Annotated in this window: 30 protein-coding genes and 1 riboswitch; of the genes, 20 read left to right on the forward strand and 10 right to left on the reverse strand. The window is 66.6% G+C overall.

What is annotated here, in order from left to right:
* Positions 1–87: 87 nt before the first annotated feature.
* The gene (locus tag IM816_RS03295) at positions 88–792 is read left to right on the forward strand and encodes a FadR/GntR family transcriptional regulator (protein ID WP_250339787.1); all 705 of its coding nucleotides are present in this window, start codon (positions 88–90) and stop codon (positions 790–792) included.
* Positions 793–829: 37 nt separating this feature from the next.
* Here the strand turns inward: IM816_RS03295 and IM816_RS03300 are convergent, their stop codons facing one another.
* The gene (locus IM816_RS03300; RefSeq protein WP_072322687.1) at positions 830–1,036 is read right to left on the reverse strand and encodes a YbdD/YjiX family protein; all 207 of its coding nucleotides are present in this window, start codon (positions 1,034–1,036) and stop codon (positions 830–832) included.
* A gap of 10 nt (positions 1,037–1,046) precedes the next feature.
* Positions 1,047–3,122, reverse strand: coding sequence for a carbon starvation CstA family protein (locus IM816_RS03305; RefSeq protein ID WP_250339788.1), 2,076 nt, complete (start codon positions 3,120–3,122; stop codon positions 1,047–1,049).
* 197 nt (positions 3,123–3,319) lie between these two features.
* Here IM816_RS03305 and def point away from each other — a divergent pair, with 197 nt between their 5' ends.
* Entirely contained in the window at positions 3,320–3,856 is a 537-nt protein-coding gene (def, locus tag IM816_RS03310; protein ID WP_250339789.1) for a peptide deformylase, read from the forward strand.
* Positions 3,857–3,874: 18 nt separating this feature from the next.
* Here the strand turns inward: def and IM816_RS03315 are convergent, their stop codons facing one another.
* From IM816_RS03315 to IM816_RS03330, 4 genes are all read right to left on the reverse strand, one after another.
* Positions 3,875–4,258 carry a hypothetical protein gene (locus tag IM816_RS03315; protein ID WP_072322690.1) on the reverse strand — a complete coding sequence of 128 codons (384 nt, stop codon included), beginning with the start codon at positions 4,256–4,258 and terminating at the stop codon, positions 3,875–3,877.
* Positions 4,259–4,380: 122 nt separating this feature from the next.
* Positions 4,381–5,193, reverse strand: coding sequence for an orotidine-5'-phosphate decarboxylase (pyrF, locus tag IM816_RS03320; RefSeq protein WP_250339790.1), 813 nt, complete (start codon positions 5,191–5,193; stop codon positions 4,381–4,383).
* 119 nt (positions 5,194–5,312) lie between these two features.
* On the reverse strand, positions 5,313–6,971 hold the full coding sequence (gene ettA, locus IM816_RS03325) for an energy-dependent translational throttle protein EttA (RefSeq protein WP_250339791.1): 1,659 nt from the start codon (positions 6,969–6,971) through the stop codon (positions 5,313–5,315).
* A gap of 93 nt (positions 6,972–7,064) precedes the next feature.
* Positions 7,065–8,066, reverse strand: coding sequence for a M12 family metallo-peptidase (locus IM816_RS03330; RefSeq protein WP_250339792.1), 1,002 nt, complete (start codon positions 8,064–8,066; stop codon positions 7,065–7,067).
* Positions 8,067–8,279: 213 nt separating this feature from the next.
* Between IM816_RS03330 and glyA the strand changes: the two genes are divergently transcribed.
* Genes glyA through IM816_RS03350 form a run of 4 tightly spaced genes read left to right on the forward strand, consistent with a single transcriptional unit; the run spans position 8,280 to position 12,168 of the window.
* Positions 8,280–9,536, forward strand: a complete 1,257-nt coding sequence (gene glyA, locus IM816_RS03335; RefSeq protein ID WP_250339793.1) for a serine hydroxymethyltransferase — start codon at positions 8,280–8,282, stop codon at positions 9,534–9,536.
* Between the two features lie 3 nt (positions 9,537–9,539).
* Positions 9,540–10,055: a transcriptional regulator NrdR gene (gene nrdR, locus IM816_RS03340; protein ID WP_072322695.1), complete on the forward strand. Its 516-nt coding sequence runs from the start codon at positions 9,540–9,542 to the stop codon at positions 10,053–10,055.
* Between the two features lie 38 nt (positions 10,056–10,093).
* Complete coding sequence (gene ribD, locus IM816_RS03345; protein WP_250340687.1) at positions 10,094–11,176, forward strand: bifunctional diaminohydroxyphosphoribosylaminopyrimidine deaminase/5-amino-6-(5-phosphoribosylamino)uracil reductase RibD; 1,083 nt, start codon at positions 10,094–10,096, stop codon at positions 11,174–11,176.
* On the forward strand, positions 11,173–12,168 hold the full coding sequence (locus IM816_RS03350; RefSeq protein ID WP_250339794.1) for a Gfo/Idh/MocA family protein: 996 nt from the start codon (positions 11,173–11,175) through the stop codon (positions 12,166–12,168). Before ribD ends, IM816_RS03350 begins: the two co-directional genes overlap by 4 nt.
* 90 nt (positions 12,169–12,258) lie before the next feature.
* Positions 12,259–12,407, forward strand: a riboswitch (FMN riboswitch).
* Here IM816_RS03350 and IM816_RS18675 read toward each other — a convergent pair.
* On the reverse strand, positions 12,381–12,503 hold the full coding sequence (locus IM816_RS18675) for a hypothetical protein (RefSeq protein WP_255369407.1): 123 nt from the start codon (positions 12,501–12,503) through the stop codon (positions 12,381–12,383). Its footprint overlaps the riboswitch before it by 27 nt.
* A gap of 28 nt (positions 12,504–12,531) precedes the next feature.
* On the opposite strand from IM816_RS18675, the gene IM816_RS03355 reads away from it, so the two are divergent.
* From IM816_RS03355 to IM816_RS03390, 8 genes are all read left to right on the forward strand, one after another.
* Positions 12,532–13,173: a riboflavin synthase gene (locus IM816_RS03355; RefSeq protein ID WP_250339795.1), complete on the forward strand. Its 642-nt coding sequence runs from the start codon at positions 12,532–12,534 to the stop codon at positions 13,171–13,173.
* A gap of 14 nt (positions 13,174–13,187) precedes the next feature.
* Positions 13,188–14,282 carry a bifunctional 3,4-dihydroxy-2-butanone-4-phosphate synthase/GTP cyclohydrolase II gene (gene ribBA / locus IM816_RS03360; protein WP_250339796.1) on the forward strand — a complete coding sequence of 365 codons (1,095 nt, stop codon included), beginning with the start codon at positions 13,188–13,190 and terminating at the stop codon, positions 14,280–14,282.
* The gene (ldcA, locus tag IM816_RS03365) at positions 14,279–15,217 is read left to right on the forward strand and encodes a muramoyltetrapeptide carboxypeptidase (RefSeq protein ID WP_345779959.1); all 939 of its coding nucleotides are present in this window, start codon (positions 14,279–14,281) and stop codon (positions 15,215–15,217) included. Before ribBA ends, ldcA begins: the two co-directional genes overlap by 4 nt.
* Positions 15,218–15,263: 46 nt before the next feature.
* Positions 15,264–15,731, forward strand: coding sequence for a 6,7-dimethyl-8-ribityllumazine synthase (gene ribH, locus IM816_RS03370; RefSeq protein WP_250339797.1), 468 nt, complete (start codon positions 15,264–15,266; stop codon positions 15,729–15,731).
* A complete protein-coding gene (gene nusB, locus IM816_RS03375) occupies positions 15,728–16,174 on the forward strand; it encodes a transcription antitermination factor NusB (RefSeq protein ID WP_250339798.1) in 447 nt (148 codons plus the stop codon). Before ribH ends, nusB begins: the two co-directional genes overlap by 4 nt.
* Positions 16,175–16,261: 87 nt before the next feature.
* Positions 16,262–17,215, forward strand: a complete 954-nt coding sequence (gene thiL, locus IM816_RS03380; RefSeq protein ID WP_250339799.1) for a thiamine-phosphate kinase — start codon at positions 16,262–16,264, stop codon at positions 17,213–17,215.
* On the forward strand, positions 17,212–17,712 hold the full coding sequence (locus IM816_RS03385; RefSeq protein WP_250339800.1) for a phosphatidylglycerophosphatase A family protein: 501 nt from the start codon (positions 17,212–17,214) through the stop codon (positions 17,710–17,712). The genes thiL and IM816_RS03385 overlap by 4 nt, the downstream gene beginning before the upstream one ends.
* Positions 17,713–17,720: 8 nt before the next feature.
* Positions 17,721–18,689, forward strand: coding sequence for a potassium channel beta subunit family protein (locus tag IM816_RS03390; protein WP_250339801.1), 969 nt, complete (start codon positions 17,721–17,723; stop codon positions 18,687–18,689).
* A 286-nt stretch (positions 18,690–18,975) separates the two neighbouring features.
* On the opposite strand, the gene IM816_RS03395 is transcribed toward IM816_RS03390, so the two are convergent.
* A complete protein-coding gene (locus IM816_RS03395; protein ID WP_250339802.1) occupies positions 18,976–19,710 on the reverse strand; it encodes a 16S rRNA (uracil(1498)-N(3))-methyltransferase in 735 nt (244 codons plus the stop codon).
* A gap of 82 nt (positions 19,711–19,792) precedes the next feature.
* Here IM816_RS03395 and IM816_RS03400 point away from each other — a divergent pair, with 82 nt between their 5' ends.
* The gene (locus tag IM816_RS03400) at positions 19,793–20,419 is read left to right on the forward strand and encodes a 2-hydroxychromene-2-carboxylate isomerase (protein WP_250339803.1); all 627 of its coding nucleotides are present in this window, start codon (positions 19,793–19,795) and stop codon (positions 20,417–20,419) included.
* A gap of 7 nt (positions 20,420–20,426) precedes the next feature.
* On the opposite strand, the gene IM816_RS03405 is transcribed toward IM816_RS03400, so the two are convergent.
* The gene (locus IM816_RS03405) at positions 20,427–21,797 is read right to left on the reverse strand and encodes an adenosylmethionine--8-amino-7-oxononanoate transaminase (protein WP_250339804.1); all 1,371 of its coding nucleotides are present in this window, start codon (positions 21,795–21,797) and stop codon (positions 20,427–20,429) included.
* Positions 21,798–21,823: 26 nt separating this feature from the next.
* Between IM816_RS03405 and gspN the strand changes: the two genes are divergently transcribed.
* From gspN to mazG, 5 genes are read left to right on the forward strand one after another with little or no spacing between them, the layout of a single operon-like run.
* Entirely contained in the window at positions 21,824–22,597 is a 774-nt protein-coding gene (gspN, locus tag IM816_RS03410; protein ID WP_072322708.1) for a type II secretion system protein N, read from the forward strand.
* On the forward strand, positions 22,594–23,394 hold the full coding sequence (locus IM816_RS03415) for an inositol monophosphatase family protein (RefSeq protein WP_250339805.1): 801 nt from the start codon (positions 22,594–22,596) through the stop codon (positions 23,392–23,394). The genes gspN and IM816_RS03415 overlap by 4 nt, the downstream gene beginning before the upstream one ends.
* On the forward strand, positions 23,391–23,948 hold the full coding sequence (gene nudE / locus IM816_RS03420; RefSeq protein ID WP_250339806.1) for an ADP compounds hydrolase NudE: 558 nt from the start codon (positions 23,391–23,393) through the stop codon (positions 23,946–23,948). Before IM816_RS03415 ends, nudE begins: the two co-directional genes overlap by 4 nt.
* Positions 23,945–24,763 carry a 3'(2'),5'-bisphosphate nucleotidase CysQ gene (gene cysQ, locus IM816_RS03425; RefSeq protein ID WP_250339807.1) on the forward strand — a complete coding sequence of 273 codons (819 nt, stop codon included), beginning with the start codon at positions 23,945–23,947 and terminating at the stop codon, positions 24,761–24,763. The genes nudE and cysQ overlap by 4 nt, the downstream gene beginning before the upstream one ends.
* Positions 24,760–25,554 (forward strand): nucleoside triphosphate pyrophosphohydrolase, encoded by a 795-nt coding sequence (gene mazG / locus IM816_RS03430; RefSeq protein WP_256470237.1) that lies wholly within the window; start codon positions 24,760–24,762, stop codon positions 25,552–25,554. Before cysQ ends, mazG begins: the two co-directional genes overlap by 4 nt.
* A gap of 173 nt (positions 25,555–25,727) precedes the next feature.
* On the opposite strand, the gene IM816_RS03435 is transcribed toward mazG, so the two are convergent.
* Positions 25,728–26,249: a hypothetical protein gene (locus IM816_RS03435; protein WP_250339808.1), complete on the reverse strand. Its 522-nt coding sequence runs from the start codon at positions 26,247–26,249 to the stop codon at positions 25,728–25,730.
* Positions 26,250–26,308: the final 59 nt, after the last annotated feature.

The following is a 26,308-nucleotide window of genomic DNA, read 5'->3' on the forward strand; positions in this document are numbered from 1 at the left end:
TTTCGTGGCCCGGCAAGTTGCGCTGCGTCATCGCCGCTACGCTCGCTGCCATTAGGATGGGCGGCGAACGGGACAGGGCGGACGAGCATGGCATCGAGAAAGGACGGGGCGAAGAACCTGCACGCGCAGGTGATCGAGGACATCGGCGAATCGATCGTCGGTGGCGTGCTCCAGCCCGGGGATGCGCTCCTCGGGGAGGCCCAGCTCGCCACGCAGATGGCGGTGAGCCGAACGGTGCTGCGCGAGGCGTTGAAGGTGCTTGCTGCCAAAGGACTGATCGAGACGCGCCAGAAGACCGGCATGCGCGTGCGCGATCCGCGCTACTGGAATCACCTCGACCCCGACGTGCTGGCCTGGCGCTGCGCCGCGATGCCGACCGAGGATTTCGTGGAAAAGCTGGTCGAGATGCGCGGCATCATCGAGCCCGCGGCGGTGATGGCGGCGGCGCGGCGGCGGACGCCCGAGCAATTGGAGGCGATCGCCGTGGCATTGGAGGCGATGGAAGATGCGCCCGACCTGGAAGCCTGGGCCGAGGCGGACCTGCGTTTTCACGAAGCGGTGTTGATGGCGACCAGCAATGAACTGCTCGGCTCGCTGTTCGCGGTGATCGAGACGGCGCTCGCCACGTTCTTCGTGATGTCGGCGAAGACGGCGCGTCACTTCAAGTACTCGCTGCCGCACCATCGCGCCGTCTACGAGGCGATCCGTCGTCGTCGTCCCAATGAAGCCGCGACGGCGATGCGGGCCATGATCGTCGACTCGCGCAGCAATATGCGCAAGGGACGCCGCTGATCGCCGCGGCATGTTCGCAGGGACGCTGCTTCTGCTTCTAGCAGCAGCGTCCGCCGGTGCCGCGGTAGCGCGCTTCCTGGCGCTCGCGGAAGAATGCGTCGTAGCTCGGCACCGGGCGCTCCGGATGGTGCTCGCGCAGGTGCTTCACGTAGACGTCGTAATCGGGCACGCCGCAGCAGAGGCGGGCGGTTTGCACCGCCCACTTCCACAGCGAGCGCGGCCCTGCCGACAGGTTCGTGCTCATGCTGGCCTCCTTACGGCGCCACGCTCGACAGCGCGACGTACGGTTCCTCGTGCGCGGTCGGATGGTTGGCTCGCCAGGCGCGGACGATCGCGCGCAGCGAGAAGAACAGCATGGTCAGCACCAGCAGCATGAACAGGGCGGTGAGGGCCATGTCCACGCGGTTGTTGGTGATGATGCGCTGCATGTCGTCGGTGGTCTTGGCCGGCGCAAGCATCTTGCCCGCAGTCATGGCGTCCGCGTACTTCTGTGCGGCGGCAGTAAAGCTGATCTTCGCATCGAAGATCTTCTGCCAGCCCGCAGTCAGCGTGCAGATCACCAGCCATGCCGCCGGCACCGCCGGCACGAGCACGTAGCGCTCGCGCTTCAGTTTCACCGTCACGACCGTGGCAAGCATCAGCGCGATGGCGGCCAGCATCTGGTTGGCGATGCCGAACAACGGCCACAGCGTGTTGATGCCGCCCAGCGGATCGACGGCGCCTTGGTAGAGGAAGTAGCCCCACAGCCCCACGCAGATGACGGTGGCGACCACGTTGCCGATCCACGAGTCCGTCTGTTTCAGCGGCGCCCAGGCCATGCCGGCCAGTTCCTGGATCATGAAGCGCCCGACACGCGTGCCGGCGTCGACGGTGGTGAGGATGAACAGGGCTTCGAACAGGATCGCGTAGTGATACCACAGGGCCATCATGCCCTCGCCGGGCATGATGCCGTGGAGCAATTGCGCCATGCCCACGGCCAGGGTGGGTGCACCGCCGGCACGACCGAGGATCGTGCCCTCGCCGATGTTGCGTGCCGTGTCGGTGAGTTCGGCCGGCGTGACCAGGAAACCCCAACTGCTGATCGTCTGCGCCGCCTGCTCGGCGGTGGTGCCCACGAGGGCGCCGGGGGAGTTCATGGCGAAGTACACGCCCGGATGCAACGAAGCCGCGGCGATCAACGCCATGATCGCCACAAATGCCTCCATCAGCATGCCGCCGTAACCGACCATGCGCGCTTCGCCTTCGTTGGCGAGCAGCTTCGGCGTGGTACCCGACGCGATGATCGAATGCCAGCCGGATACCGCACCGCAGGCGATGGTGATGAACAGGAACGGGAACAGGTTGCCGGCGAAGACCGGCCCCGTGCCATCGATGAACTTCGTGATCGCCGGCATCTGCAGCGTGGGTGCGGCGAGGAAGATCGCGAGCGCGAGCAGGGCGATCGTGCCGATCTTGAGGAACGTGGACAGGTAATCGCGCGGCGCGAGCAGCAGCCACACCGGCAATACCGAGGCGAAGAATCCATAGCCGATCAGCAGCCAGGCCAGCGCCTTTGCGTCGAAGTCGAACAGCGCGGCGAGGGCGGGCGTGTCGTTTACCGTCTTGCCGTACCAGATCGACGCAAGCAGAAGCACCAGGCCAATGAGCGAAACCTCAAGGATGCGGCCGGGGCGGATATAGCGAAGGTACAGGCCCATGAGCAGCGCGATGGGAATCGTCGCGGCGACGGTGAAGGTGCCCCATGGGCTGTGCGTCAGTGCCTTGACCACGACCAGCGCGAGTACCGCCAGCACGATCATCATCAACACCAGCACGCCCACCATGGCGATGACGCCCGGGACTTCGCCCAGCTCTTCACGCAGCATATGACCGAGCGAGCGGCCGTCGCGGCGAAGCGAGAGGCCGAGGATCATGAAGTCCTGCACGGCGCCTGCGAACACCACGCCGACGAGAATCCACAGCGTGCCCGGCAGGTAGCCCATCTGCGCGGCGAGCACCGGGCCCACGAGCGGTCCGGCGCCCGCGATCGCGGCGAAGTGATGGCCGAAGACCACCCAGCGATCCGTAGGCACGTAATCCAGGCCGTCGTTGCGGAGCACGGAAGGTGTGGCGCGCGAGGGATCGAGTTGGAGCACGCGGTTCGCGATCAGGCGGCTATAGAAGCGATAGCCGATCAGGAAGACGGCGATGGACGCAGTCACCAGCCAGATGGCGTTGATGGGCTCGCCCCGTCGCAGGGCGACGACGCCGAGGCACCAGGCCCCGACGATGGCGATGGCGGCCCACAGGATCTTGCCTGCGGGGCTCGGTTTTGGAATGGCGCTGTGCATGGTTTGGAGCTCCCCTTGCGGATGCTCCAAGGGTCGTCCCCCGTGCCGGTGGGGGTCAATCGCTGGGACCGGTTTCCGGCATTAGCCATTGGTCGAATGGCGCATGCCGGATTGACGCCATGGGGCCCCCTGAGGAGGCTTGAGCCGAGGGGCGTCCGGCGCCATGCTGGGGTCTCCCCATTCCCCAGGGAACCACCATGATTCGCGAGATCCTCAAGATGGGCGACGAGCGCCTTCTGCGCATCGCCCCGCCCGTACCGGAGGCGATGATCGGCTCGGCCGAGCTGGACCAGCTCATCGAGGACATGTTCGACACGATGCACGACGCCGGCGGCGTAGGCCTCGCTGCGCCCCAGATCGGGGTCGACCTGCAACTGGTGATCTTCGGCTTCGACAGCAGCGAGCGCTATCCGGACGCCCCGCCGGTGCCGCAGACGATTCTGCTCAATCCGGTCATCACGCCTCTGTCCCAAGACATGGAAGAGAGCTGGGAAGGCTGCCTTTCCGTACCCGGCCTGCGCGGGGCGGTGAACCGCTACTCGCTGATCCGCTATCAAGGGGTGGACCCGAAGGGCCAGCCCATCGATCGCACCGCCGAAGGGTTCCACGCCCGCGTGGTCCAGCACGAGTGCGATCACCTGATTGGACGGCTATATCCTTCGCGCATCACCGACTTTACGAAGTTCGGGTTTACCGACGTGATGTTCCCCGGCATGGACATCGGGGACGACTGAGCCTGCGGCCGGCGCGGGTCACTCCGCGTCGGCCAGTGCCTCGATGATGACCAGCAGGGCCTTGCGGCGCTCCTTGGGCAGGCGGCTGACCAGCCCGACGAGGCGGAGCTGTTCCCGCGAGTCGGCGCGGTAGAGGGCGGGGCTTTCGCGTACGCCCGTGGCACCGCTGGGCGAGCCGCGACCGGTGGCCAGCCATTCGAAGTTCACGCCGAACCGGGTCGCCATGTCGATCTGGCGCTCGAGTTCCGGGAGACCAAGGTCGCTGAGCCATTTCCTCGCGGTTTCCCGGCTGACGTCGAAAAGATCGGCCAGCTGGGTGATGCGCCCGCGGCCTTTCTTGACGCCAGCCATGTCCAATGCGACATGCAGGCGCTGGGAAAAACCTCGGTTGATAGGTGGCATGACAACTCCGGTGAGACGCTAAGGCGCTTCGAGCCCGGTATTGTTCGATAGCGTGGAGCGGGAGCGTAAGCCTTTTGCAGTTGCCAAATCATGCAATTTGCGACTGCTTTTGAAATTATCGCTCACTGGCGGAAGCTGTTGACGAACTTTCTCATTTCTTCCGCCGCTCGATGTGCTAGGTCGGCGTAATCGGGGCCGGCGCTAGCGTAAAGGATGGCGCGCGAGGAAGAAATCATCAGACCGGTGCCGTCGGCCGTCCGTCCGTGGGCCATGACCGCACCCACATCGCCGCCCTGAGCACCGATTCCCGGCACCAGCAAGGGCATGTCGCCGACGACCGCACGTACGCGGCCGAGCTCTTCCGGCCAGGTGGCACCGGTAACCAGCGCGCAATTGCCGTTTTTGTTCCACTCGCGGGCGATGGTCTCGGCGACCCGCAGGTAGAGCGGCTGGCCGCCGCAGTCGAGCGCCTGGAAATCCTTGCCGCCGGGGTTGGAGGTCCGGCAGAGCAGGATCACGCCCTTGTCGGCGCGTTCCAAAAAAGGCGCCACGGAATCGTGGCCGAGGTACGGGTTCAAGGTGACGGCGTCGGCGTCGTAGCGGTCGAACGCCTCGCTGGCGTAATGCTTGGCCGTGGATCCGATGTCGCCGCGCTTGGCATCGAGGATCACCGGGATGCCAGGGTGTTTGTCGTGGATATGCGCGATCAGCCGCTCCAGCACGCCCTCGGCTCGCTGCGCGGCGAAGTGCGCGATCTGCGGTTTGAAGGCGCAGACGACGCCGGCCGTGGCATCGACGATGTCGCGGCAGAACGTGAAGATGCCTTCCGGACCCGACAGTCCTGCGGGAAGACGACCCGGTTCCGGATCGAGCCCCACGCAGACCAGCGAGTCGTTGCGACGCCAGGCGTCCTTGAGGGCGGTCATGAAATTCATGGGGTGGACCTCGGTGGAGCGGTCTCCCGTAGGAGCCGCCATGGCGGCGAGGGCAGACCCCTCGCCGCATCATTGCTTCGTTGGCTTTTCGCCGCCATGGCGGCTCCCATAGTTCTGGGTCAGACCAGCTTCTTGTACTTCACGCGCTTCGGACCGGCTTCGTCGCCGAGGCGGCGCTTCTTGTCGGCTTCGTATTCGTTGTAGTTGCCGGGGAAGAACTCGACGTGCGAATCGCCTTCGAACGCGATGATGTGCGTGGCGATGCGGTCGAGGAACCAGCGGTCATGCGAGATGACCACCGCGCAGCCGGGGAACTCCAGCAAGGCGTCTTCCAGCGCGCGCAGCGTTTCGACGTCCAGATCGTTCGAGGGTTCGTCGAGCAGCAGCACGTTGCCGCCCTGCAGAAGAGTCTTCGCCATGTGCAGACGGCCACGCTCACCGCCGGACAACTGACCCACGATCTTCTGCTGGTCGGTGCCCTTGAAGTTGAAGCGGCCGATATAGGCACGCGACTGGATCTCGAAGTTGCCGATGGTGAGGATGTCCGAGCCGCCCGACACTTCCTGCCAGACGTTGTTCTTCGGGTCGAGCGCATCGCGCGACTGGTCGACGTAGGCCAGCTTGACCGTGTGGCCGAGCTTCACCTCGCCGCTGTCCGGGGTTTCCTTGCCCATGATCATCTTCATGAGCGTGGACTTACCGGCGCCGTTGGGACCGATCACGCCGACGATGGCGCCGGGCGGAATCTTGAACGACAGGTCTTCGATCAGCACGCGGTCGCCGAAGGACTTGGTAACGTTCTTGAACTCGATCACTTCCTGGCCCAGGCGTTCGCCCGGCGGGATGAAGATCTCGTTCGTTTCGTTACGGCGCTGGTACTCGACCGAGTTGAGTTCCTCGAATCGGTTGAGACGCGCCTTGCCCTTCGACTGGCGGCCCTTCGATGCGGAGCGCACCCATTCGAGTTCCTTTTGGATGGCCTTCTGGCGCGACTTCTCTTGCTGGGCTTCCTGCTTCAGGCGCTCGTCCTTCTGCACGAGCCACTCGGTGTAGTTGCCCTTCCAGGGAATGCCGCGGCCGCGATCCAGCTCGAGAATCCACTCGGCGGCGTTGTCGAGGAAGTAGCGGTCATGGGTGACCGCGACCACCGTGCCGGGGTAGTCGTGGAGGAAGGTTTCCAGCCAGTCCACCGATTCGGCGTCCAGATGGTTGGTGGGCTCATCGAGGAGGAGCATGTCGGGCTTGGACAGCAGCAGGCGGCACAGCGCCACGCGGCGCTTCTCGCCGCCCGACAGCGGCCCGATCTTGGCGTCCCATGGCGGCAGGCGCAGGGCGTCGGCCGCGACTTCCAACTGGCGTTCCAGGGCGTGGGCATCGTTGGCGGCCAGAACGCCCTCAAGGCGTTCCTGCTCCTTCGCCAGCGCGTCGAAGTCGGCGCCTTCCTCGGCGTAGGCCGCGTATACCTCTTCCAACCGCTTCTGGGCGTCGAGCACTTCCGATACGCCTTCCTCGACGGCTTCGCGGACGGTCTTCTCCGGGTCGAGATCCGGCTCCTGCGCGAGGTAGCCGATCTTGGTGCCGGGATTGGCGCGGGCTTCGCCCTGGAAGTCCTTGTCGACGCCGGCCATGATCCGCAGCACCGTGGACTTGCCCGCGCCGTTCAGGCCGAGCAGGCCGATCTTGGCGCCTGGGAAGAACGACAGCGAGATGTCCTTGATGATCTGGCGCTTCGGGGGGACGATCTTGCTCACCCCGTTCATGGTGTAGATGTATTGCATGGACGCTCCGAGGGGATGGGACGCGCGCCGGCGCCGCGCGCCGATGGGCAAAAGCCAATTATAGCGGGTTGGCGGCGCCGTCCAGCAGGGTCGTCACTTTCGCCGGTTGGCCGCTATGTAGCGACGGATGTACTCGTCATTGGCCCCGGAGTAGTACCAGCACGGAATTCGGGCGAACTCGCTGTCCTTCATGTTCGTGATGCACCAGAAACGATCCTCGGCGGCCTCGTGGGTGGCGCCAAAAAGGTGGCCCATTTCGTGGGCGAAGACATGCCGGTGCCCCCGGTTGCTGATGATCGACGCCCCGAATTTCTCCACCGCGACCCCCAGCCTGTTCGACGGCCAGTTGGTCGGCGGCCTGTCCACGAACAGGACGAATTTCGTCAGGCGGGTGATGGCCGCGCCCTCGGATCGGGCGAATTTCGCGCCGCGCTGGGCTACGTCCAGCGCACGCTCGAAGTCCCGGCCCTCGTCGTAGTTCAGGTCGGTGATCCCCGGCACGTGGTCGCGCACGCTCACTCGGACCGGCATACCCGGCTTGATGGTCTTTTCCATGTCCTTGATCCACCAGTCGACGTAGCGGTTCAGGAACTTGGCGTGGTCATTTTCGCCTGCGGTGTCGTGCAGGAAGATCCAGATGTGGATCGCGTCTTCCGGCGCGGCGTCGGCATCCGACTCGACTACGGTGTATGCGGTCGCGTTCGTCAGAGCGACCGGGGCCGGCAGGGCTTCGCCGGGTGCAGGGAGCGCATCGGTCGCGTCTGCGAGCGTCATGACGGGCTCATTTTCATCGGCTCCGACGAGGTTCAGGCCCGTGTCGGTGCGCACGATCAGCGCCGGCCGGCCATTCACTGTCGCTTCGAAGAGCCTGGCGGAACCGCTTTGCGGGGTATCGATCTGGCTGTACAGGCGCTGGGTGACGGTGGCGCACCGCTGGCCGCTCTCAGGCGTCGGCAGGCACACGCGCGTCGGCAGCCCCCTGGCTATCTGGGCGTCGAAGGACGCCAGGTCGTCTGCGGAGGCGTGAGCGGTCGGTGAGCCAGTGGCGAATGACAGGCACAGGGCGGTGGCGAGGATGCTATTGCGGAGCTTCACGGTCGAATCCTTTCGATGTCGGACCCCATCGGTCCGGCGGCGAACCTTACCCAGGGTCGAGGGCGAAGCCCGTAGGGCCTTCCTGTTCGTGCCTGTGGGCGGCCGCCGCTGCGTGGTCGGCCCAGGGCGGTGAGAAACCCCGGCAGTGGCCGTAAACCCCGCTGCACGCTACACTTTCGGTCTTCTTTCCCCACCCGTTCCCACGAGGTCGAGATGTTCCCGAAGGATGCAACGATCGCCGGCTACGACGACGAACTCGCCAAGGCCATCGCCGACGAGTCCCGTCGCCAGGAAGATCACGTCGAGCTGATCGCCTCGGAGAACTACGCAAGCCCGCGCGTGATGGAGGCCCAGGGGTCTTCGCTCACGAACAAGTATGCCGAGGGCTATCCGGGCAAGCGCTACTACGGCGGTTGCGAATTCGTGGACGTCGCCGAGCGGCTGGCCATCGACCGCCTCAAGAAGCTGTTTGGCGCCGACTACGCAAACGTCCAGCCGCATTCGGGTTCGCAGGCGAACCAGGCGGTCTACTTCGCGTTGCTGCAGCCGGGCGACACGATCCTGGGCATGAGCCTCGCGCACGGCGGCCATCTCACCCACGGCGCCAAGGTCAATCTCTCCGGCAAGATCTTCAATGCCGTGCAGTACGGCATCGATCCCGACACCGGTCTGGTGAACTACGACGAAGTCGAGCGACTGGCGGTCGAACACAAGCCGAAGATGATCGTGGCAGGCTTCTCCGCGTATTCGCAGGTGCTCGACTGGGCGCGTTTCCGCGCCATTGCCGACAAGGTCGGCGCCTACCTGTTCGTGGACATGGCGCACATTGCCGGTCTCGTTGCTGCAGGCGTCTATCCGAGCCCCATCGATCATGCGCACGTCGTCACCTCCACCACGCACAAGACGCTGCGCGGTCCGCGCGGCGGCATCATCGTCGCGAAGGGATTGGGCGAAGAACTCGAGAAGAAAATGCAGTCGGTGGTCTTCCCGGGGATCCAGGGCGGCCCGTTGATGCATGTGATCGCCGCCAAGGCCGTCGCCTTCAAGGAAGCGCTGGAGCCGGCGTTCACCGAGTACCAGAAGCAGGTGGTGAAGAACGCGAAGGCCATGGCCAAGACGCTGATGGATCGTGGCTACAAGATCGTTTCCGGCGGCACCGAAAACCACCTGATGCTGATCGACCTCATCGGCCGCGACGTCACCGGCAAGGACGCGGAAGCGGCGCTCGGCAAAGCGCACATCACCGTGAACAAGAACGCGGTTCCCAACGACCCGCGCTCGCCCTTCGTGACCTCCGGCCTGCGTGTCGGTACGCCCGCGATCACCACGCGCGGCTACAAGGAAGCCGACACGGTGGAACTCGCGCACTGGATCTGCAACGTGCTCGATGCGCCGGGCGACGAAAGCGTGATCGCCACGGTGCGCGAGAAGGTGACCGCACAGTGCGCCAAGTTCCCGGTGTACGGCTGATCGATGCACTGTCCGTTCTGCCAGCATGAAGACACGCGCGTGATCGACTCCCGTCTTACCGAAGACGGGAGCACGGTGCGCCGGCGTCGTGAATGCCCGCAGTGCGGCGAGCGCTTCAACACATTCGAAACCGCCGAACTGAAACTGCCCACGGTGGTGAAGTCGGGCGACCGTCGCGAACCGTTCGACGAACATAAGTTGCGCGTGAGCTTCGAGCGCGCTCTGCAGAAGCGGCCGGTGGCGAGCGACGCGGTGGATACCGCCGTGCGCGCCGTCACCAACGACCTGCGTCGCAGCGGCGAGCGCGAGGTGCCCTCGCGCCAGGTTGGCGAGCTGGTGATGCGCGAGCTGAAGAAGCTCGACCAGGTCGCCTACGTGCGATTCGCGTCGGTCTATCGTCGCTTCGAGGACGTCCACGCGTTCCGCGAGGAGATCGAGAAGCTGGAGCGCGACCTGCCGTCGCTGGAGGGCCTGCAACTGCCCCTGCTGGAAGCGGCGCGGCGCGGTCGCAAGCCCTGATGTCCCGCCCGTTCTTCCCCGCCATGGACCATGTCCATATGGCGCACGCGCTGCGTCTTGCCGCGCGCGGGTTGCATACCACCCAACCGAATCCTCGCGTCGGCTGCGTGATTGCTCGTAGCGATACGGTGCTTGGTACCGGCTGGCACCAGCGTGCCGGTGAGCCGCATGCGGAGGTGTACGCGTTACGGGAAGCGGGGGATGCCGCACGCGGTGCCACCGCCTACGTGACGCTCGAGCCTTGCGCACACTTCGGCCGCACGCCGCCCTGCGCAGATGCCTTGATCGCCGCGGGCGTGGGGCGTGTGGTGATTGCGCACGAAGATCCGTTCGACAAGGTGGCTGGCGCCGGCATCGAGAAACTTCGCGCTGCGGGTATCGGTGTGCAGGTAGGCCTGATGCGCGAGGCGGCGCATGAGCTGAACATCGGCTTCTTCAGCCGTATCCAGCGCGGTCGCCCCTGGGTACGCGTGAAGCTCGCGATGAGTCTCGATGGTCGCACCGCGCTCGCGGACGGCGCGTCGAAGTGGATCACGGGCGAAGCCGCGCGTGCCGATGTACAGCGCTGGCGCGCACGGGCCTCGGCCATTCTTTCGGCGAGTGGCACGGTACTGGCGGACGATCCGCACCTGACCGTGCGCCTGCCGGACAACGAGCCCTTCGTGCCGCCGCTGCGCGTGGTTCTCGATACCTCGCTGCGCACGCCGGCAAATGCGAAGGTGCTCGACGATGCCGCGCCGAGCGTGCTGTTGCACGCGCCGGACGTGTCGGTGCCCGCCTCGCTTGCTGATGTCGCTCATGCGTCCATTCGTCGTGGCGACGACGGTAGATTGGACCTGCGCGCCGCGCTGCACTGGCTCGCGCAACGCGACATCAATGAAGTGCATGTGGAAGCCGGTCCGGTGCTGTGCGGCGCGCTGCTGGCGGCCGGGCTGGCCGACGAACTGCTCGTCTACGTGGCGCCGATCCTGCTCGGTCATACGGGCCGCCCGATGCTCACCCTGCCGCCGCTGGACGACATGGCGTCGCGCTGGAAGCTCGACACCGTGGACCGCCGTCAGGTCGGCGACGACACGCGCCTGCAATTGCGTCCGGCTGCCGCGAAGCACGAGGCGGCGTGAACGGGCGCCTCGCCCACGTTCGCTGGGGCATCGTCGGTTGCGGCGCGGTCACCGAGGTCAAGAGCGGTCCCGCCTTCTCGAAAGTCCCCGATTCGTCGCTCGTCGCGGTGATGCGTCGCGATGGCGCCAAGGCGAAGGATTACGCGCAGCGCCATGGTGTACCGCGCTGGTACGACGATGCGGCTGCATTGATCCACGATCCCGAGGTGGATGCGGTGTACGTCGCTACGCCGCCGTCCAGTCATCGCGAATATGCCTTGATGGCGATTGCCGCCGGCAAGCCCGTCTACGTCGAGAAGCCGATGGCGCGCGATCACGCCGAATGCGAGGACATCATCGCCGCAGGCGAAGCGGCGGGCGTGCCAGTCTTCGTGGCCTACTATCGGCGCATGCTGCCGCGCTTCCGGCGCATCGCGGAACTGCTGGCGGACGGCACGATCGGCACACCGCGGCTCGTCCAGGTGCTGCTGCACCATCCGCTGGAGGCGCGTTATCGCGATCCGGCCAACCTGCCGTGGACGGTGCTTCCGGAGATATCCGGTGGCGGCATCTTCGTCGACATCGGCTGCCACACTCTGGATATCCTCGATTTCCTGCTCGGCCCCATCGTGGAGGCGCGCGGCATGGTCTCCCATCAGATGGACGTCTATCCAGCCGAGGACTCCGTGGCGATGGCGTTCCGTTTCGGCAGTGGCGTGCTGGGAACGGGTCTTTGGCAGTTTGGTGCGGACCGTCGCGAGGACCGCGTCGAGATCGTGGGCGACCGTGGGCGGCTGGTCTTCGCCACCTTCGGCGACGGCCCGATCCGCGTCGACGCAATCAACCGGCAGGAAACCATCCTCATCCCGAATCCCGAGCACATCCAGCAACCGCTCATCGAGAGCATCGTGGCCGAGTTGACCGGGAAGGCCCGCTGCCCGTCCACGGCGCGCAGTGGCGCGCGCACCAGTTGGGTGATGGATCAGGTGCTTCGCCCCGCTCATCGGCCGTAACGCCAGGTCCGGCGGGTACTGGCCGGCCGAGGGTGCCGGCGCAGGCGTGGTATTCTTGCGCGGCTGGTTTCCCAGGAAGCCGGCCCTCCACAGCGTCTTCAGGGCGGGGCGAAACTCCCCACCGGCGGTAGGTTCCGCGAGGAACGAGCCCGCGAGCGCTCCCGGCATCCGTCGGGAGGTCAGCAGATCCGGTGCGATGCCGGAGCCGACGGTCACAGTCCGGATGAAAGAAGACGGCGTACGTTCGCTTCCCCAAGCGGGCGTCGCCATGCCTTGGGGCGTTTTTCGCTCACTACTGCGGGAAACGTTTCATGAAAGAACAGCACCAGCGCCATGGCGCCTTCCTCAAGGGAGGCCACTGACATGTTCACCGGCATCATTCAGGCGGTGGGACGCATCGCCCGGCTCGAACCGCGCGGTGGCGACGTCCGCCTCACCGTGGACACCGCCGATCTCGACATGGCCGACGTCGCTCTCGGCGACAGCATCGCGGTGTCCGGCGTGTGCCTCACCGTAATCTCGTTCGACGCATCGCATTTCGCCGCCGACGTCTCCAACGAGACCCTGGCGCACACCACGCTCGGCAAGCACAAGGCGGGCGATCCGGTGAACCTCGAAAAGGCCTTGCGCCTGGCCGATCGCCTCGGCGGTCACCTCGTTTCCGGTCACGTCGACGGCACCGGCAAGGTCGTCTCGGTGCTGCCCGACGCGCGCTCGCAGCGCTGGACGTTCGAAGTCCCCTCGGACCTCGCGCGCTACATCGCGCACAAGGGCTCGGTCTGCATCGATGGCACCAGCCTCACGGTGAACGACGTCGACGGTCACCGTTTCGGCGTCAACCTTATCCCCCATACCGTGGCACATACGGCATTCGCCGCACGGCGCGCGGGCGATGCGGTGAACATCGAAGTGGACGTCGTGGCCCGCTACGTCGAACGCCTGCTCGCCGCTGGCGGCGGCCCGCGCCTCGACGAGGCTTTCCTGAAACAGCACGGCTTCGCCTGAGCGGACATTCTTCCATGCCTTTCCATACCATCCCCGAGATCGTCGAGGACCTGCGCAACGGGCGCATGGTCGTGATCCTCGACGACGAAGACCGCGAGAACGAAGGCGACATCGTGATGGCGGCCGAGAAAGTGCGGCCGGAAGACGTTAACTTCATGGTGCGCGAAGCGCGCGGTCTGCTCTGCCTCACGCTGACGGAACAGCGCACGCGCCAGCTCGGCCTGAAGCCGATGGTCAGCGACAACAACTCGCCGTACCACACCAACTTCACCGTCTCGATCGAAGCCGCCGAAGGTGTCACCACGGGCATCTCGGCGCACGATCGCGCGCGCACCGTGCAGGTCGCCGTCGCCAAGGATGCCAAACCGGCCGACATCACGATGCCGGGCCACGTCTTTCCGCTGACGGCGCAGCCGGGCGGCGTGCTCACTCGCGCCGGTCATACGGAAGCGGGTTGCGATCTCGCTGCGCTGGCCGGTCTCGAACCGGCCTCGGTATTGATCGAGATCCTCCACGACGACGGTTCGATGGCCCGCCGTCCGGAACTCGAAGTGTTCGCGGCGAAGCACGGCTTGAAGATCGGCACGATCGCCGACCTGATCCGCTATCGCCTCGAAACGGAAAAGACCGTGACGCGGGTTTTCGAGGACCACGTGGATACCGAATTCGGTCCGTTCCGGCTGGTTGCCTTCCGCGACGCGATCCGCCACGGCCTGCACTTCGCCCTGGTGCGCGGCGACGTCTCGAACGGCGAGCCGGTGCTGACCCGCGTCCACATGCGCAATACGTTGTCCGATGTGCTGCATCTGAAGCGCGACGATCTCGGCCAGACCGTGACCGACGCGCTGCGCCGCATCGATGCGGAAGATCGCGGCGTGCTGCTGGTGCTGTCGGGCGACGACACGGCCGAGGCGCTGCTGGGGCGGCTGAAACAGGAGAGTGCGCCCATGCCTGCGCCGAAGGACGACCAGGAATGGCGTCAGCTTGGCCTCGGCGCGCAAATCCTCGCCGACCTGGGCGTGAAGCGCCTGCGCGTGATGGGCACGCCACGCAAGTTCGTCGGCATTGCCGGCTTCGGCCTTGAAGTGGTGGAGCAGGTCGCGGGATGAGTCCCATGCCCAGCTACGACATCCGCCTGATTGCGCCTTCCGGCTATCCGCACAACCCCGAGGCCATGCATCGGGGCATCACCCGTCTCGAATCGGCGGGGCATCGCGTAAGCGGCAAGGCCGTGCTCGACCGTCGCGAGCTGCGTTTCGCTGGCAGCGATGCCGAGCGCGCCGCCGACTTCGCGGCGCTGTGCGATGCCTCGCAGCCGCTGCCCGACATCGTGCTCGCCGTTCGCGGCGGCTACGGCGCGCATCCGCTGTTGACGATGCTCGATTACGCCGCGCTAGGCGATCGGTTGCGCGACGCGCCGGTCGCCCTCGTGGGGCACAGTGATTTCACTGCGCTGCAGTGCGCGCTGTATGCGAAGAGCGGCATCGTGACCTTCGGTGGTCCCATGCTTGGCCCCGACTTCGGCGCGACCGAGCTCGATCCGCTCACCTGGGCGCACTTCTGGCACACCCTCGGCCAGGACGAAGGTGTGGCGGAGTGGGCGACGCCGGAAACGGCGGACCTGAGCGCCGAGGGCACGCTGTGGGGCGGCAACCTCGCGATGCTCGGCGGCCTCGTCGGTTCTCCCTATTTCCCTGCAATCGACGGCGGATTGCTGTTCATCGAGGACATCGCCGAGCCGCCTTACCGCGTCGAGCGCATGCTCTACCACCTGCTGCACGCAGGCGTGCTCGGTCGGCAGAAGGCCTTGCTGGTGGGTGACTTCACGGGCTACCGGGTGGCCGAGTACGACAACGGCTACGACGTGGACATCGCCCTCGATCGCGTCGCCCAGGCGGCCGGCATTCCGGTCGTGCGCGGCCTGCTGTTTGGGCACGGCCCCGCCAAGTTCACCTTGCCGTTCGGCGCGACCGCCCGCCTTTCCGTCGCGGACGGCCAGGCCGTCCTGCGCTTCAGCGGCCACCCCAGGCCGAAAACCCCGTAAAATGTCCGGTCGCGCGGCGGCCGATTCGCCACAGGACTTTCCCAGCATGAAGATCATCGAAGGCGATTTCGCCACTCCCAAGGGCCGCTTCGCGATCGTCGCGGGCCGTTTCAACGCGTTTGTCGTCGAGCCCCTGGTCCAGGGTGCGCGCGACGCGCTGGTCCGCCACGGCGTGAAGGACGACGCGATCGACCTCATCCGCGTGCCGGGTGCATGGGAAATCGCGCAGGCGGCGTACAAGGTTGCGAACAACGGCGGCTACGCCGCCGTGATCGGCCTCGGCGCAGTCATCCGTGGCTCGACGCCGCACTTCGACTACGTGGCCGGTGAAGCCGCGAAGGGCCTCGGCCAGGCCGCCTACGCCTCGGGCGTGCCGGTGTGCTTCGGCGTGCTCACCACCGACAGCATCGAGCAGGCGATCGAGCGGGCCGGCACCAAGGCTGGCAACAAGGGTGCCGACGCCGCCATGGTCGCCATCGAAATGGTCAACCTCTACGCGAAGCTCGGCGCATGAACACGCCTCCCCACGGTATCGACCTGGCCGCGCGCTCGCGCGCCCGTCGCCGCGCCCTCCAGGCGCTGTATGCCTGGCAGGTCGGCGGCAGCAAGATGACCAGCGTGATCGATCAGTTCCGCCACGAGCAGGACATGGAAGTGGCCGACCTCGAATACTTCGAGGACATCCTGCGTGGCGTGGAGCAGCACGTGCAGGAACTCGACGACGGCATCAAGCCGTTCGTCGATCGCGAAGTGGGGCAGATCGATCCCATCGAACGCGCCGCGCTGCGCATGGGCGCGTACGAGCTGAAGTACCGCCCGGACGTGCCGTACCGCGTCGTCATCAACGAAGCCGTGGAAGCCACCAAGCGCTTCGGTGCCGACCATGGGCACAGCTATGTGAATGGCGTGCTCGACAAACTCGCGACACATTGGCGTACGGCTGAGAAGCGATCCTGACCGAGGACGACGTCGGGGCGGCTCGCTGAGCCCTCCCGACTCCCCGGGCGCCGCGACCCCGCGCGCTTTCTTCGCCAAGGACACCGCATGGAATTCGACCTGATCGACCGCATTCGCCGGCATACGGAAGTCAATCGCGACGATGTGGTGAAAGGCATTGGTGACGACGCTGCCGTGGTCGCCGTGCCGGCCGGTCGCGAACTCGCCATCGCCGTCGATACCCTCGTCGAGGGCATTCATTTTCCGGTCGGTACCGCCGCCACCGATATCGGTTGGAAGGCGCTGGCCGTCAATCTTTCCGATCTTGCCGCCATGGGCGCCACGCCTGCCTGGGCCTTGCTGGCGCTCACCACGCCGGATGCCGACGCGGCCTTCTTCGATGGCCTGGCGAGTGGCTTCGCCGAGCTGGCGACTCCGTATCGCCTCGCGCTCATCGGGGGCGACACCACGCGCGGTCCGCTCACCGTGACGGTCGCCGTGCATGGTTTCACCGCGCCCGGCGAAGCGCTGCTGCGCTCGGGCGCACGCGTGGGCGACGTGGTGATGGTGACGGGCACGCTGGGCGATGCCGCCGCGGGCCTGCGTTGTCTCGCCGAGGCCGATGTCTCGCCGTATGCCGCGCTTATCGAACGCCTCAACCGGCCCACGCCGCGCGTTTCCGCGGGGCAGGCGCTGCGTGGTCTTGCCACCGCGTGCATCGACGTGTCGGACGGGCTCGTTGCCGACCTCGGTCATATCTGCGCCGCCAGCGGTGTCGGTGTCGACGTCGAGGCGGCCATGCTGCCCCGCTCGTCCGCGCTGCTCACGCACTTTACCGACGCCGATGCGCTGGATTTCGCGCTGGGCGGCGGCGATGACTACGAACTCTGCTTTACCGTGCCCGCCGACCTCGCCGGTGAAGCGGGTGCCACGCTCGCGCGGCTCGGCTGCGGTGCCACGCGTATCGGACGTGTCGTCGAAGGCGCGGGAGTCCGTGTGCTCGACGAACGCGGGCAGGTCTACGAGCCCACCCGCGCGGGCTGGAACCACTTCGCCGCATGAGCACGAAATACCTCCTCGATCCCGCCGATCGGCGCCGCCTGCTGGCCTCGCCGGCCGGATGGCTCGCCTGCGGATTCGGCTCGGGCCTCGCGCCGAAGGCCCAAGGCACGTTCGGTTCGCTGGCAGCGCTCCTGCCGTGGTACCTGCTGCGCGACCTCAGCGTTCCCGCGTGGCTTGGCGTCATCGTGCTGGCCTTCGCCATTGGCGTATGGGCGTGCGACGTCGCCGGACGCATCCTCGGCGTGGCGGACCACCGCAGCCTCGTCTGGGATGAATTCGTCGGCCAATGGATCGCCTTGCTGCCAGCGTTGCTCGCGCCGTGGTGGGCAGTGTTCGCGGGCTTCGTATTCTTTCGCCTGTTCGATGTCTGGAAGCCGTGGCCGATCGGCTGGTTCGATCGCCGCGTGAAAGGCGGTTTCGGCGTCATGCTCGATGATGCGATCGCCGGCCTCTTTGCCGCCATCGTGCTGTTCCTCGTCCTCCGTCTCGCCACCTGAGGGAATCCATGGAATATCGTCGCCTCGGTTCGACCGGCCTCAAGGTCTCCGCCCTGTCCTACGGTGCATGGGTCACGTTCGGCCGCCAGGTAGGACGATCCCAGGCGCGCGAACTGATCGCGCTCGCCTACGACCATGGCATCAACTTCTTCGACAACGCCGAAACCTACAATGCAGGCGAAGCGGAGCGGTTGATGGGCGACGTGATCGCCGACCTGCGCCTGCCGCGCGACGCGTACTGCGTATCGAGCAAGGTCTATTTCGGCGCCGTGGAAAACCCGAAGCCGACGCAGCGCGGCCTGTCGCGCAAGCACGTGTTCGACGCCTGCCATCAGGCCCTCGAACGCCTGCGTGTCGACTACCTGGACATGTACTTCTGCCATCGCCCCGATCCCGATACGCCGGTGGCGGAAACCGTGGCGGCGATGGACACCCTCGTGCGTCAGGGCAAGGTGCTCTACTGGGGCACCAGCGAATGGCCGGCGGAGCTGATCGAGGAAGCGCATCGCGTGGCTCGCGAGGGTCAGCTCACCGCGCCGTCGATGGAGCAGCCGCAATACAACCTGCTGCACCGCGAGCGCGTGGAACAGGAATACGCGCCGTTGTACGAGCGCTACGGCATGGGCACCACGATCTGGTCGCCGCTGGCGTCAGGCTTGCTGACGGGCAAGTACAACGACGGCGTGCCCGAGGACTCGCGACTCGGCCACCCGGACTACGCCTGGCTGCGCGAGGCGCTGCTGGAAAACGACGGTGCGCGTTTGCGCACCGTGCGTGCGCTGGCACCGATCGCCGACGACCTCGGCATCCCGATGTCGCGCCTCGCGCTGGCGTGGTGCCTGAAGCATCCCCACGTGTCGGCGGTCATCCTTGGCGCGAGCAAGAACGCGCAGTTGGAGGAGAACCTCAAGGCGATCGATGCCGTGGCCTTGCTCGACGATGCGGTGATGCAGCGGATCGACCTCGCGCTGGGCTGACCCCTCCCGCTACCCCGCTTCGTTGGCTTCTCGCCGCTATAGCGGCTCCCACAACGCTGCCTGGATATCGCGCCTCCCCTGTGGGAGCCGCCATGGCGGCGAGGGGAGTCTGCCTCAGCGCCTCATCGCTCCGTAGGCTTCTCGCCGTTATGGGGCCCCGGTCGTGCTTTTGGCGCGTGGCGGCGGTGGGAAATTGCCGGAGGGAGCCAGCCTGCTGGCGATGGGAGCTTGCCTCGCTGCTACACCGCTTCGTTGGTTTCTCGCCTCCATGGCGGCTACCACCGCTTCACAAGTCGCCGTAGAGCGCCTGCAGTGCTGCGATGGCCGCAAGCCCTGCGGTCTCGGTACGCAGAATCCGAGGACCCAGCTTCAAGCCGGTGAACCCGGCGCCCGCCAGGGCGCTGCGGTCGCGCTCGCCGAAACCGCCTTCGGGCCCGATGGCCAGGATCGCCGCGTCGCGGAGCGCCAGCTCCGCGGGCCGCCGCGTGCCTTCCGGCAGGAGTGCCAGGCGCATCGGGCCGCCTTCGCCGAGGGACGCCAGCCAGGCGGCAAGCGGCACGGCCGGTTCGATCACCGGCACCCGCGCCCGGCCGCTTTGCTCGCACGCGCTGGCTGCCACCGCTCGCCAATGGGCGAGGCGCTTCTCTGCGCGTGCCGCATCGAGCTTCACTTCCGACCGCTCCGTGAGCAACGGCACGATGCGCGCGATGCCGAGTTCGGTCGCCTTCTGCACGATGAAGTCCATCTTGTCGCCGCGCGCCACGCCCTGGGCGAGCGTGAGCGACAGGGGCGATTCGTTACCGACCGCGCGACCTTCCCCGACCTTCGCGACGACATGACGCTTGTCTACCTCGGCGAGCACGGCGTCGTACTCCATGCCGTCATGGCCCCCGAACAGCACGACTGGCGCGCCGACCTCCAGCCGCAACACGCGCGCGACGTGTTCGGCGGCCTGTGCGGGCAGGGCGACGTCCTGCCCGGTCGTGACGGGCGCGTCGACGTGGATGCGGATGGTGCGCATGGTGTGCCTCAGATCACGAAACGTCCATTGTAGCGAGGGGCGAGGGCGGCTATGGTCGCTGAAGTCGCGGAGGAGGCCGTGCATGCCGATCGCTTGGTACTTCGATTTCGTTTCGATGTTTTCCTGGCTGCAATGGCCCGCCATTCGTGAACTCGCCGAAAAGCGCGAGGTAACGCTTCGGCCGATCCTGTTGGGTGCGCTGCTCAAGCAGATGGACCAGCGCGGCCCCGCCGAGATCCCAAGCAAACGCGAATTCACCTATCGCTACGCACTGTGGCGCGCGCGGCGCGATGGCGTGCCCCTGCGGTTCCCGCCAGCCCATCCGTTCAATCCGCTGCCGGCCTTGCGGCTGTGCATCGCCGCGGGAACCACACTGGATGCCGTGGGCTCGATCTTCGAATGGATATGGGCTCACGGACGCGCGGCGGACACGGCCGAGGCCCTCGCGCCCCTGGCGGCATCGCTCGGCATTGACGACCTGCGCGCGGCACTGGCCGCCGCCGAGGTGAAGGCCGCTTTGCAGGCCAACTTCGAGGAAGCCATGCGCCAGCAGGTCTACGGCGTGCCCACGCTCGCGATCGGTGACGAACTGTTCTGGGGCTCCGACGCGCACGCGTTCGCGATGGACTACCTCGCGCACCCCGAGATGTTCGCCGAAGGAGAAATGGCCCGGCTCGGCGCGCTGCCCATCGGGCTGTCGCGGGTGTGACCGGCCGCTAGGCGACGGCCTTTTCGATGCCTGCGATGGCGGTATCGACCATGAAGTCGATCTCCGCCTCGTTCACCACGTAGGGCGGCATGAAATACACCACGTTACCTAGCGGGCGCAGCAGCGCGCCCTGCGCAAGGCCATGCCGATACACGCGCAAACCGCGCCGATCGGCCGCAGGAAACGGCGTGCGCGTGGCCTTGTCGGCCACCAGTTCCACCGCGGCAATCATGCCGGTCTGGCGCACGTCGGCCACGTGCGGATGCACTGCCAACGGAGCGATGCGCGCCGCCATGTGTGCCGCGAGCTCGCGGTTGCGTTCGATGACGGGATCGTCGCGGAAGATCTTCAACGTGGCCGTCGCCGCACGGCAGGCCAGCGGGTTGCCGGTGTAGCTGTGCGAATGGAGAAAGGCCTTGCCGGAGGCATATTCCGCGTAGAACGCCGCATACACGCCCTGCGTGGTGAGCACGGCGGACAGCGGCAGAAAGCCGCCGGTCAGCCCCTTCGACAGGCACATGAAATCGGGCGAGATGCCTGCCTGCTCGCAGGCGAAGAGCGTGCCTGTGCGACCGAAGCCCACGGCGATCTCGTCGGCGATGAAATGCACCTGAAACTCGTCGCACAAGGCGCGCAGGCCGGTGAGGTACGAGGCGTCGTACATACGCATGCCGCCGGCGCACTGCACCAGCGGCTCGACGATGACCGCGCAGGTCTCGTGGGCGTGGCGTTCGAGCAGTGCGCGCATGTCGCCGAGGCGCCGTGCCGCGACCTCCTTGGGGGTCTCGCCGGGCTCGCCTTCGTAGGCATCGGGTGAGGGCGCCAGTTCGGGCGTGAGCAGCAGCGGCGCATAGGTCTTGCGGTAGAGCGCCACGTCGCTGACCGAGAGCGCGCCAAGCGTTTCACCGTGGTAGCTGCCGGTCAGGGCGATGAAGCGCGTCTTTTCGCCGTGGCCGCGATTGAGCCAGTAGTGGAAGCTCATTTTCAGCGCGACCTCGATCGCCGCCGAGCCGTTGTCGGCGAGGAACACGCGATCGAGCCCAGGCGGGGTGATCCGCACCAGTTCTTCGGCCAGTTCCAGCGCCGGCTCGTGGGTGAAACCGGCGAAGATCACATGTTCCAGGCGGTCCAGCTGGTCTTTCAAGGCGGCGCCGATGCGCGGTTCGGCGTGGCCGAACAGGTTGGTCCACCAGGAGCTGACCGCGTCGAGGTAGCGCCGTCCGTCGGCGCCGACCAGCCATGCCCCTTCGCCACGCACGACGGGTACCATGGGCAGGGTTTCGTGGTCGTGCATCTGGGTGCACGGGTGCCACAGGACGGAAAGATCGCGTGCGACGAAAGTATCGACGTCGAGTGCAGTAAAACGGGCATCGGTCATCCGCCGATGATAGACGAGGTGATGGTTTGAAGTGGTTTCGCAGGATCGCCCTGGCCGTCGCCTTGCTCGTGGCGGCCGCTGGCCTGTTCTACTGGTTCATGCCCGCAAGCGTGGCGGTTCCGTTCCTTGCCGCGCGCACGCATGGGCTGGTGTTCGGCGACGTGTCCGGCTCGCTCTGGGATGGTCGCGCGGCGCGCGTTGCCACGGCCGACGGCCGTGAGTTGGGCACCCTGAACTGGCAGCTTGGCCGGGGGGTGATCCTTGGTCGCCTGCGCCTGGACTTCCACCTCGAGGGGCGGGCGGGGCGCGTCGAGGGCCACGTCGAACGCGGCGACGGGGATCGCATGACCTGGACCGGCTTCGACTTCCGCCTCGACGCCGCGGCGCTCGCCGGTCCCGCCCTCTCGGCCGAACTCGTACCGATGGGCGTGGTGGAAGGCCGGATCCCGCACGCGGAATGGCAGGGCAACTGGCCGCTGGCGCTCAATGCGGCCATCGACTGGCGGAAGGCCGCCGTGCGCACGCCGGAGGGTCACGTGGCGCTCGGTGACATCGGCATCAAGGCGCGGAGCGACGACGGTGTGCTTCGCGCCACCGTGGCCGACGATGGGACCGGCTCGCTTGCGACGGATGCGGCCCTCGCTGCATCGCCGCTCGGCTGGCGCATGCAGGGCCGACTCGTGCCGCGCGTGGCCGACACGGCGCTTTCGCACCTCATCGCGCGTTTCGGTCCCATGGGCCGCGACGGTACGGTCAACCTTCAACGCAAGGCGGGGCTCGCGCCCACGATCAACCCATGAGCGACATCCTGGACAAGGCACTCGGTGCCGCGCGCGAAGCGGCGGGTGCCGCCGCGGAGATCATCCTGCACTACTGGCGCACCGGCGTGGACGTCGTGGTGAAGGGCGACGACACACCCGTCACCGTCGCCGATCGCGAGGCGGAGATGGCGATACGCGGCATTCTCGCCGCCGCGCTGCCCGAGGCCGGCATCTATGGTGAGGAATACGGCGCGGACGACATATCGCGCGAGTGGCTCTGGTTGGTGGACCCGCTCGATGGCACCAAGAGCTTCGTCCGCCGCACGCCGTTCTTCTCCACGCAGATCGCGCTCATGCATCGGGGCGAACTGGTGCTCGGGGTATCGTCGGCACCGCTGTACGACGAGCGTATGTGGGCCGTACGCGGACGCGGCGCCTTTCTCGACGGCCAGCGTGTGCAGGTAGCCTCGACCGCCGCGATGCGCGATGCCTCGATTTCCACCGGCAATGTGAAGAGCCTGACGGCGGATGCGCGCTGGGACGCACTGGGCGCGATGATCCGCGACAGCAACCGTATCCGCGGGTACGGCGACTTCTGCCATTACCACCTGCTCGCCCGTGGCGGGCTCGATCTCGTGATCGAGTCCGACCTGAATATCCTGGACGTGGCGGCGCTCGCCGTGATCGTGCGCGAAGCCGGTGGCGTCTTCACCGATCTCGACGGCAACGCACCGGACCTCCGCACACGCAGCGTCCTGGCGGGTACGCCCGCCATGCACGCCCAAGCCCTGGAGCGGTTCAGGGCGTCGCTCGGCGGCGCTACAATCGGCGGATGAACAAACGGCCCACGATTCTCGCGACCCGCGATGCGCCCGACAGCCCTCTCCGCAGCGTGGAAGAGGTGGACCTGGAATTTTCCAACGGTGAGCGACGTACGTATCACCGCCTGAAAGGCAGCGGCTTCGGTGCGGTGCTGATCGTGGCGATGCGCGACCCGGAGACGGTGCTGCTGGTACGCGAGTATGGCGTCGGTGTGGACCGCTACGAGCTCGGCGTGCCGAAGGGCCGGCTGGACCGCGACGAGACGGCCGAACAGGGCGCGAACCGCGAACTGAAGGAAGAGGTCGGCTACGGCGCGCGCCACTTGAAGATTCTCGGCACGCTGTCCCTGTCGCCCTCGTACATGACCCACCTCGCACATGTCGTGCTCGCCGAGGATCTCTATCCCGAGCGCCTGCAGGGCGATGAACCGGAGGAACTCGAAGTCGTGCCGTGGCGTATCGACCGTCTGCACGAACTGCTCGAACGGGACGACGTCACGGAAGGTCGCTCCATCGCCGCCCTGTTCATGGCCCGCGAGTACCTCGCCGGCCGCTACCGTCCCGCGTGACCCTCTCATCAGCACGCCTGCTCGACCCCATCTGCGCGATCGCGCGGCAGGCGGCCGAGGTCATCCTCGCGGTCTATGCGCAGGATTTCGACATCGTCTGCAAGGACGACAATTCCCCGGTCACTGCCGCCGACCTCGCCGCGCAACGCGTTATCGAAGACGCGCTGCGCGAACTCACGCCGAACGTCCCGGTGATTTCCGAGGAAGCCGTGGTGGCACCGTGGGCGGAGCGACGCACGTGGCGTCGGTACTGGCTCGTCGATCCGCTCGACGGCACGCGCGAGTTCGTCAAGCGCAATGGGGAGTTCACCGTCAACATCGCGCTGGTGGAAGATCACCGCAGCATTCTCGGCGTGGTGCTCGCGCCAGTGACCGGCGATCTCTATGCGGCTGCCGCAGGGCAGGGCGCATGGCGGCAGCGGACGCCCGACGACGCGCGCGAGCCGCTGCGTACCCGCGTCGCCGAAGGCGTGCTGCGCGTGACCGGTAGCCGTTCGCATGGCAGCGGCCGCACGAAGACGCTGCTCGATCGGCTCGGTGAGCACGAGACGTTCAGTCTGGGTTCGTCGCTGAAGTTCTGCGTGCTCGCGCGCGGCGATGCCGACATCTACCTGCGTCTCGGCGCCACCTCGGAATGGGATACGGCGGCGGCGCAATGCGTGCTCGAAGAAGCAGGCGGTGCGGTGCTCGATCTTGCCGGCCGTCCCTTCCGCTACAACACGCGCGACTCGCTCATCAATCCCGAATTCATTGCCTGCGGCGATCCGGCGATCGACTGGACCAGCCGGCTCATCGACCCGGAAGACCCCGCGTGACACGCACCGTCGACGAACTGATCGCGATCATGGCCCGCCTGCGCGATCCCGAGAACGGGTGCCCCTGGGATGTGCGGCAGGATTTTGCGTCCATTGCGCCGTACACGATCGAGGAAGCGTACGAGGTCGTCGACGCCATCGATCGCGGCGACATGCACGATCTTCGCGACGAACTCGGCGACCTTCTGCTGCAAGTGATCTTTCATTCGCGCATGGCGGAAGAGCATGGCCAGTTCGCCTTCGAGGACGTCGTCGCGTCGATCTGCGACAAGATGGTGCGTCGCCATCCGCACGTCTTCGGCGACACCGCACACGAGAACGACAGCGCGCGTTCGCGCGACTGGGACCGCCTCAAGGCGGAAGAGCGCGCAGCGAAGGGAAGCAGCGATACCAGCGCACTTGCCGGCATCTCCCGTGGCCTGCCCGAGTGGCAGCGTGCGGTGAAATTGCAGAAGCGCGCGGCAAACGTCGGCTTCGACTGGCCGGACTACCGACCCGTGCTCGACAAGATCGCGGAGGAGTTGGAAGAAGTTCGCCACGAATTCGAACACGGTGCCGACGAAGCACGCCTCGCCGACGAAATCGGCGACGTGTTGTTTGTTGCGGCCAATCTGGCGCGTCATGCGAAGGTGGACGTATCGCGTGCCTTGCGCGGTGCGAACGCCAAGTTCGAACGCCGCTTCCGCGCGATGGAAGCCATCGCCGCGAACGAAGGCAGAGAGCTGTCGTCGTATTCGCTCGACGAGCAGGAAGGCTTGTGGGCGCGCGTAAAGCGCGAAGGCTTGCGCTAGCAGCGCGAACGGCGGTTATCCCCATCGCCAGCAGGCTGGCTCCCACCCCGACAGCGGTAGGAACCAGTCTGCTGATGAATCAGGTTGTACTGTGGTGGGAACCAGTTTGCTAATGAGTCAGGTTGTACTGTGGTGGGAGCCAGCCTGCTGGCGATTGGCGCCGCCTTCCGACATCACTTCGCGCTGGCAGACTTCGCGGCTGCGCGGTCCTGCATGCGCTGCTTGAAGGCTTCCATTTCCTGGTGGCGCTTCTGGTCCTGGGCGAGGCTCTCGTCGAGGCTCTTGCGCATCGTGGCGATGGCGGCATCCACGTTCTGCGGCTGCATCTGCGCGCGCGCCAGATGGCGGTACGCGTAGTCGCGCACCATCGGGTTCTGCGACTTCGCCAGCACCTCGTTGTACAGCGCCGGGAGTTCCTTGCTGCGTCCGCTGGCGATGTAGAGGCGTTCCAGCGAGCGCAGGTCGCCGATCACACCGGCGTTGCGCATGTCGCCGTGACCATGCCGGCCCCAGTCGCCGCGGTCGTGATCGCCGCCATGGCCCCACTTCGGACCCTGCGGCGGGTTGGCAGGCTGAGCCCCGCGCGCCGCAGGCGCGGTGGGAGCGGGCGGAGCGGCATCCTGCGCGACGGCAAAGGCGGTCGAGCCGGCGAGGAGGAGGGCGGCGGCACTGGCGAGAAGGGTCTTGCGTTGCATACGGTGGTCTCCGGTTGGACTTGCACGGTGGAAAACGTGCCGCCCCGATGGCGGTTGAC

Origin of the sequence: Luteibacter flocculans, from assembly GCF_023612255.1 — a bacterium.
GTDB classification, from domain to species: Bacteria; Pseudomonadota; Gammaproteobacteria; order Xanthomonadales; family Rhodanobacteraceae; genus Luteibacter; species Luteibacter flocculans.

Excerpts from the sequence above, each read along its gene's own strand:
- IM816_RS03295 (WP_250339787.1), top strand. The coding sequence starts at position 88 with ATGGCATCGAGAAAGGACGGGGCGAAGAACCTGCACGCGCAGGTGATC.
- IM816_RS03300 (WP_072322687.1), bottom strand. The coding sequence starts at position 1,036 with ATGAGCACGAACCTGTCGGCAGGGCCGCGCTCGCTGTGGAAGTGGGCG.
- IM816_RS03305 (WP_250339788.1), bottom strand. The coding sequence starts at position 3,122 with ATGCACAGCGCCATTCCAAAACCGAGCCCCGCAGGCAAGATCCTGTGG.
- def (WP_250339789.1), top strand. The coding sequence starts at position 3,320 with ATGATTCGCGAGATCCTCAAGATGGGCGACGAGCGCCTTCTGCGCATC.
- IM816_RS03315 (WP_072322690.1), bottom strand. The coding sequence starts at position 4,258 with ATGCCACCTATCAACCGAGGTTTTTCCCAGCGCCTGCATGTCGCATTG.
- pyrF (WP_250339790.1), bottom strand. The coding sequence starts at position 5,193 with ATGAATTTCATGACCGCCCTCAAGGACGCCTGGCGTCGCAACGACTCG.
- ettA (WP_250339791.1), bottom strand. The coding sequence starts at position 6,971 with ATGCAATACATCTACACCATGAACGGGGTGAGCAAGATCGTCCCCCCG.
- glyA (WP_250339793.1), top strand. The coding sequence starts at position 8,280 with ATGTTCCCGAAGGATGCAACGATCGCCGGCTACGACGACGAACTCGCC.
- nrdR (WP_072322695.1), top strand. The coding sequence starts at position 9,540 with ATGCACTGTCCGTTCTGCCAGCATGAAGACACGCGCGTGATCGACTCC.
- ribD (WP_250340687.1), top strand. The coding sequence starts at position 10,094 with ATGGCGCACGCGCTGCGTCTTGCCGCGCGCGGGTTGCATACCACCCAA.
- IM816_RS18675 (WP_255369407.1), bottom strand. The coding sequence starts at position 12,503 with ATGGCGCTGGTGCTGTTCTTTCATGAAACGTTTCCCGCAGTAGTGAGC.
- IM816_RS03355 (WP_250339795.1), top strand. The coding sequence starts at position 12,532 with ATGTTCACCGGCATCATTCAGGCGGTGGGACGCATCGCCCGGCTCGAA.
- ribBA (WP_250339796.1), top strand. The coding sequence starts at position 13,188 with ATGCCTTTCCATACCATCCCCGAGATCGTCGAGGACCTGCGCAACGGG.
- ldcA (WP_345779959.1), top strand. The coding sequence starts at position 14,279 with ATGAGTCCCATGCCCAGCTACGACATCCGCCTGATTGCGCCTTCCGGC.
- ribH (WP_250339797.1), top strand. The coding sequence starts at position 15,264 with ATGAAGATCATCGAAGGCGATTTCGCCACTCCCAAGGGCCGCTTCGCG.
- nusB (WP_250339798.1), top strand. The coding sequence starts at position 15,728 with ATGAACACGCCTCCCCACGGTATCGACCTGGCCGCGCGCTCGCGCGCC.
- thiL (WP_250339799.1), top strand. The coding sequence starts at position 16,262 with ATGGAATTCGACCTGATCGACCGCATTCGCCGGCATACGGAAGTCAAT.
- IM816_RS03385 (WP_250339800.1), top strand. The coding sequence starts at position 17,212 with ATGAGCACGAAATACCTCCTCGATCCCGCCGATCGGCGCCGCCTGCTG.
- IM816_RS03390 (WP_250339801.1), top strand. The coding sequence starts at position 17,721 with ATGGAATATCGTCGCCTCGGTTCGACCGGCCTCAAGGTCTCCGCCCTG.
- IM816_RS03395 (WP_250339802.1), bottom strand. The coding sequence starts at position 19,710 with ATGCGCACCATCCGCATCCACGTCGACGCGCCCGTCACGACCGGGCAG.
- IM816_RS03400 (WP_250339803.1), top strand. The coding sequence starts at position 19,793 with ATGCCGATCGCTTGGTACTTCGATTTCGTTTCGATGTTTTCCTGGCTG.
- IM816_RS03405 (WP_250339804.1), bottom strand. The coding sequence starts at position 21,797 with ATGACCGATGCCCGTTTTACTGCACTCGACGTCGATACTTTCGTCGCA.
- IM816_RS03415 (WP_250339805.1), top strand. The coding sequence starts at position 22,594 with ATGAGCGACATCCTGGACAAGGCACTCGGTGCCGCGCGCGAAGCGGCG.
- nudE (WP_250339806.1), top strand. The coding sequence starts at position 23,391 with ATGAACAAACGGCCCACGATTCTCGCGACCCGCGATGCGCCCGACAGC.
- IM816_RS03435 (WP_250339808.1), bottom strand. The coding sequence starts at position 26,249 with ATGCAACGCAAGACCCTTCTCGCCAGTGCCGCCGCCCTCCTCCTCGCC.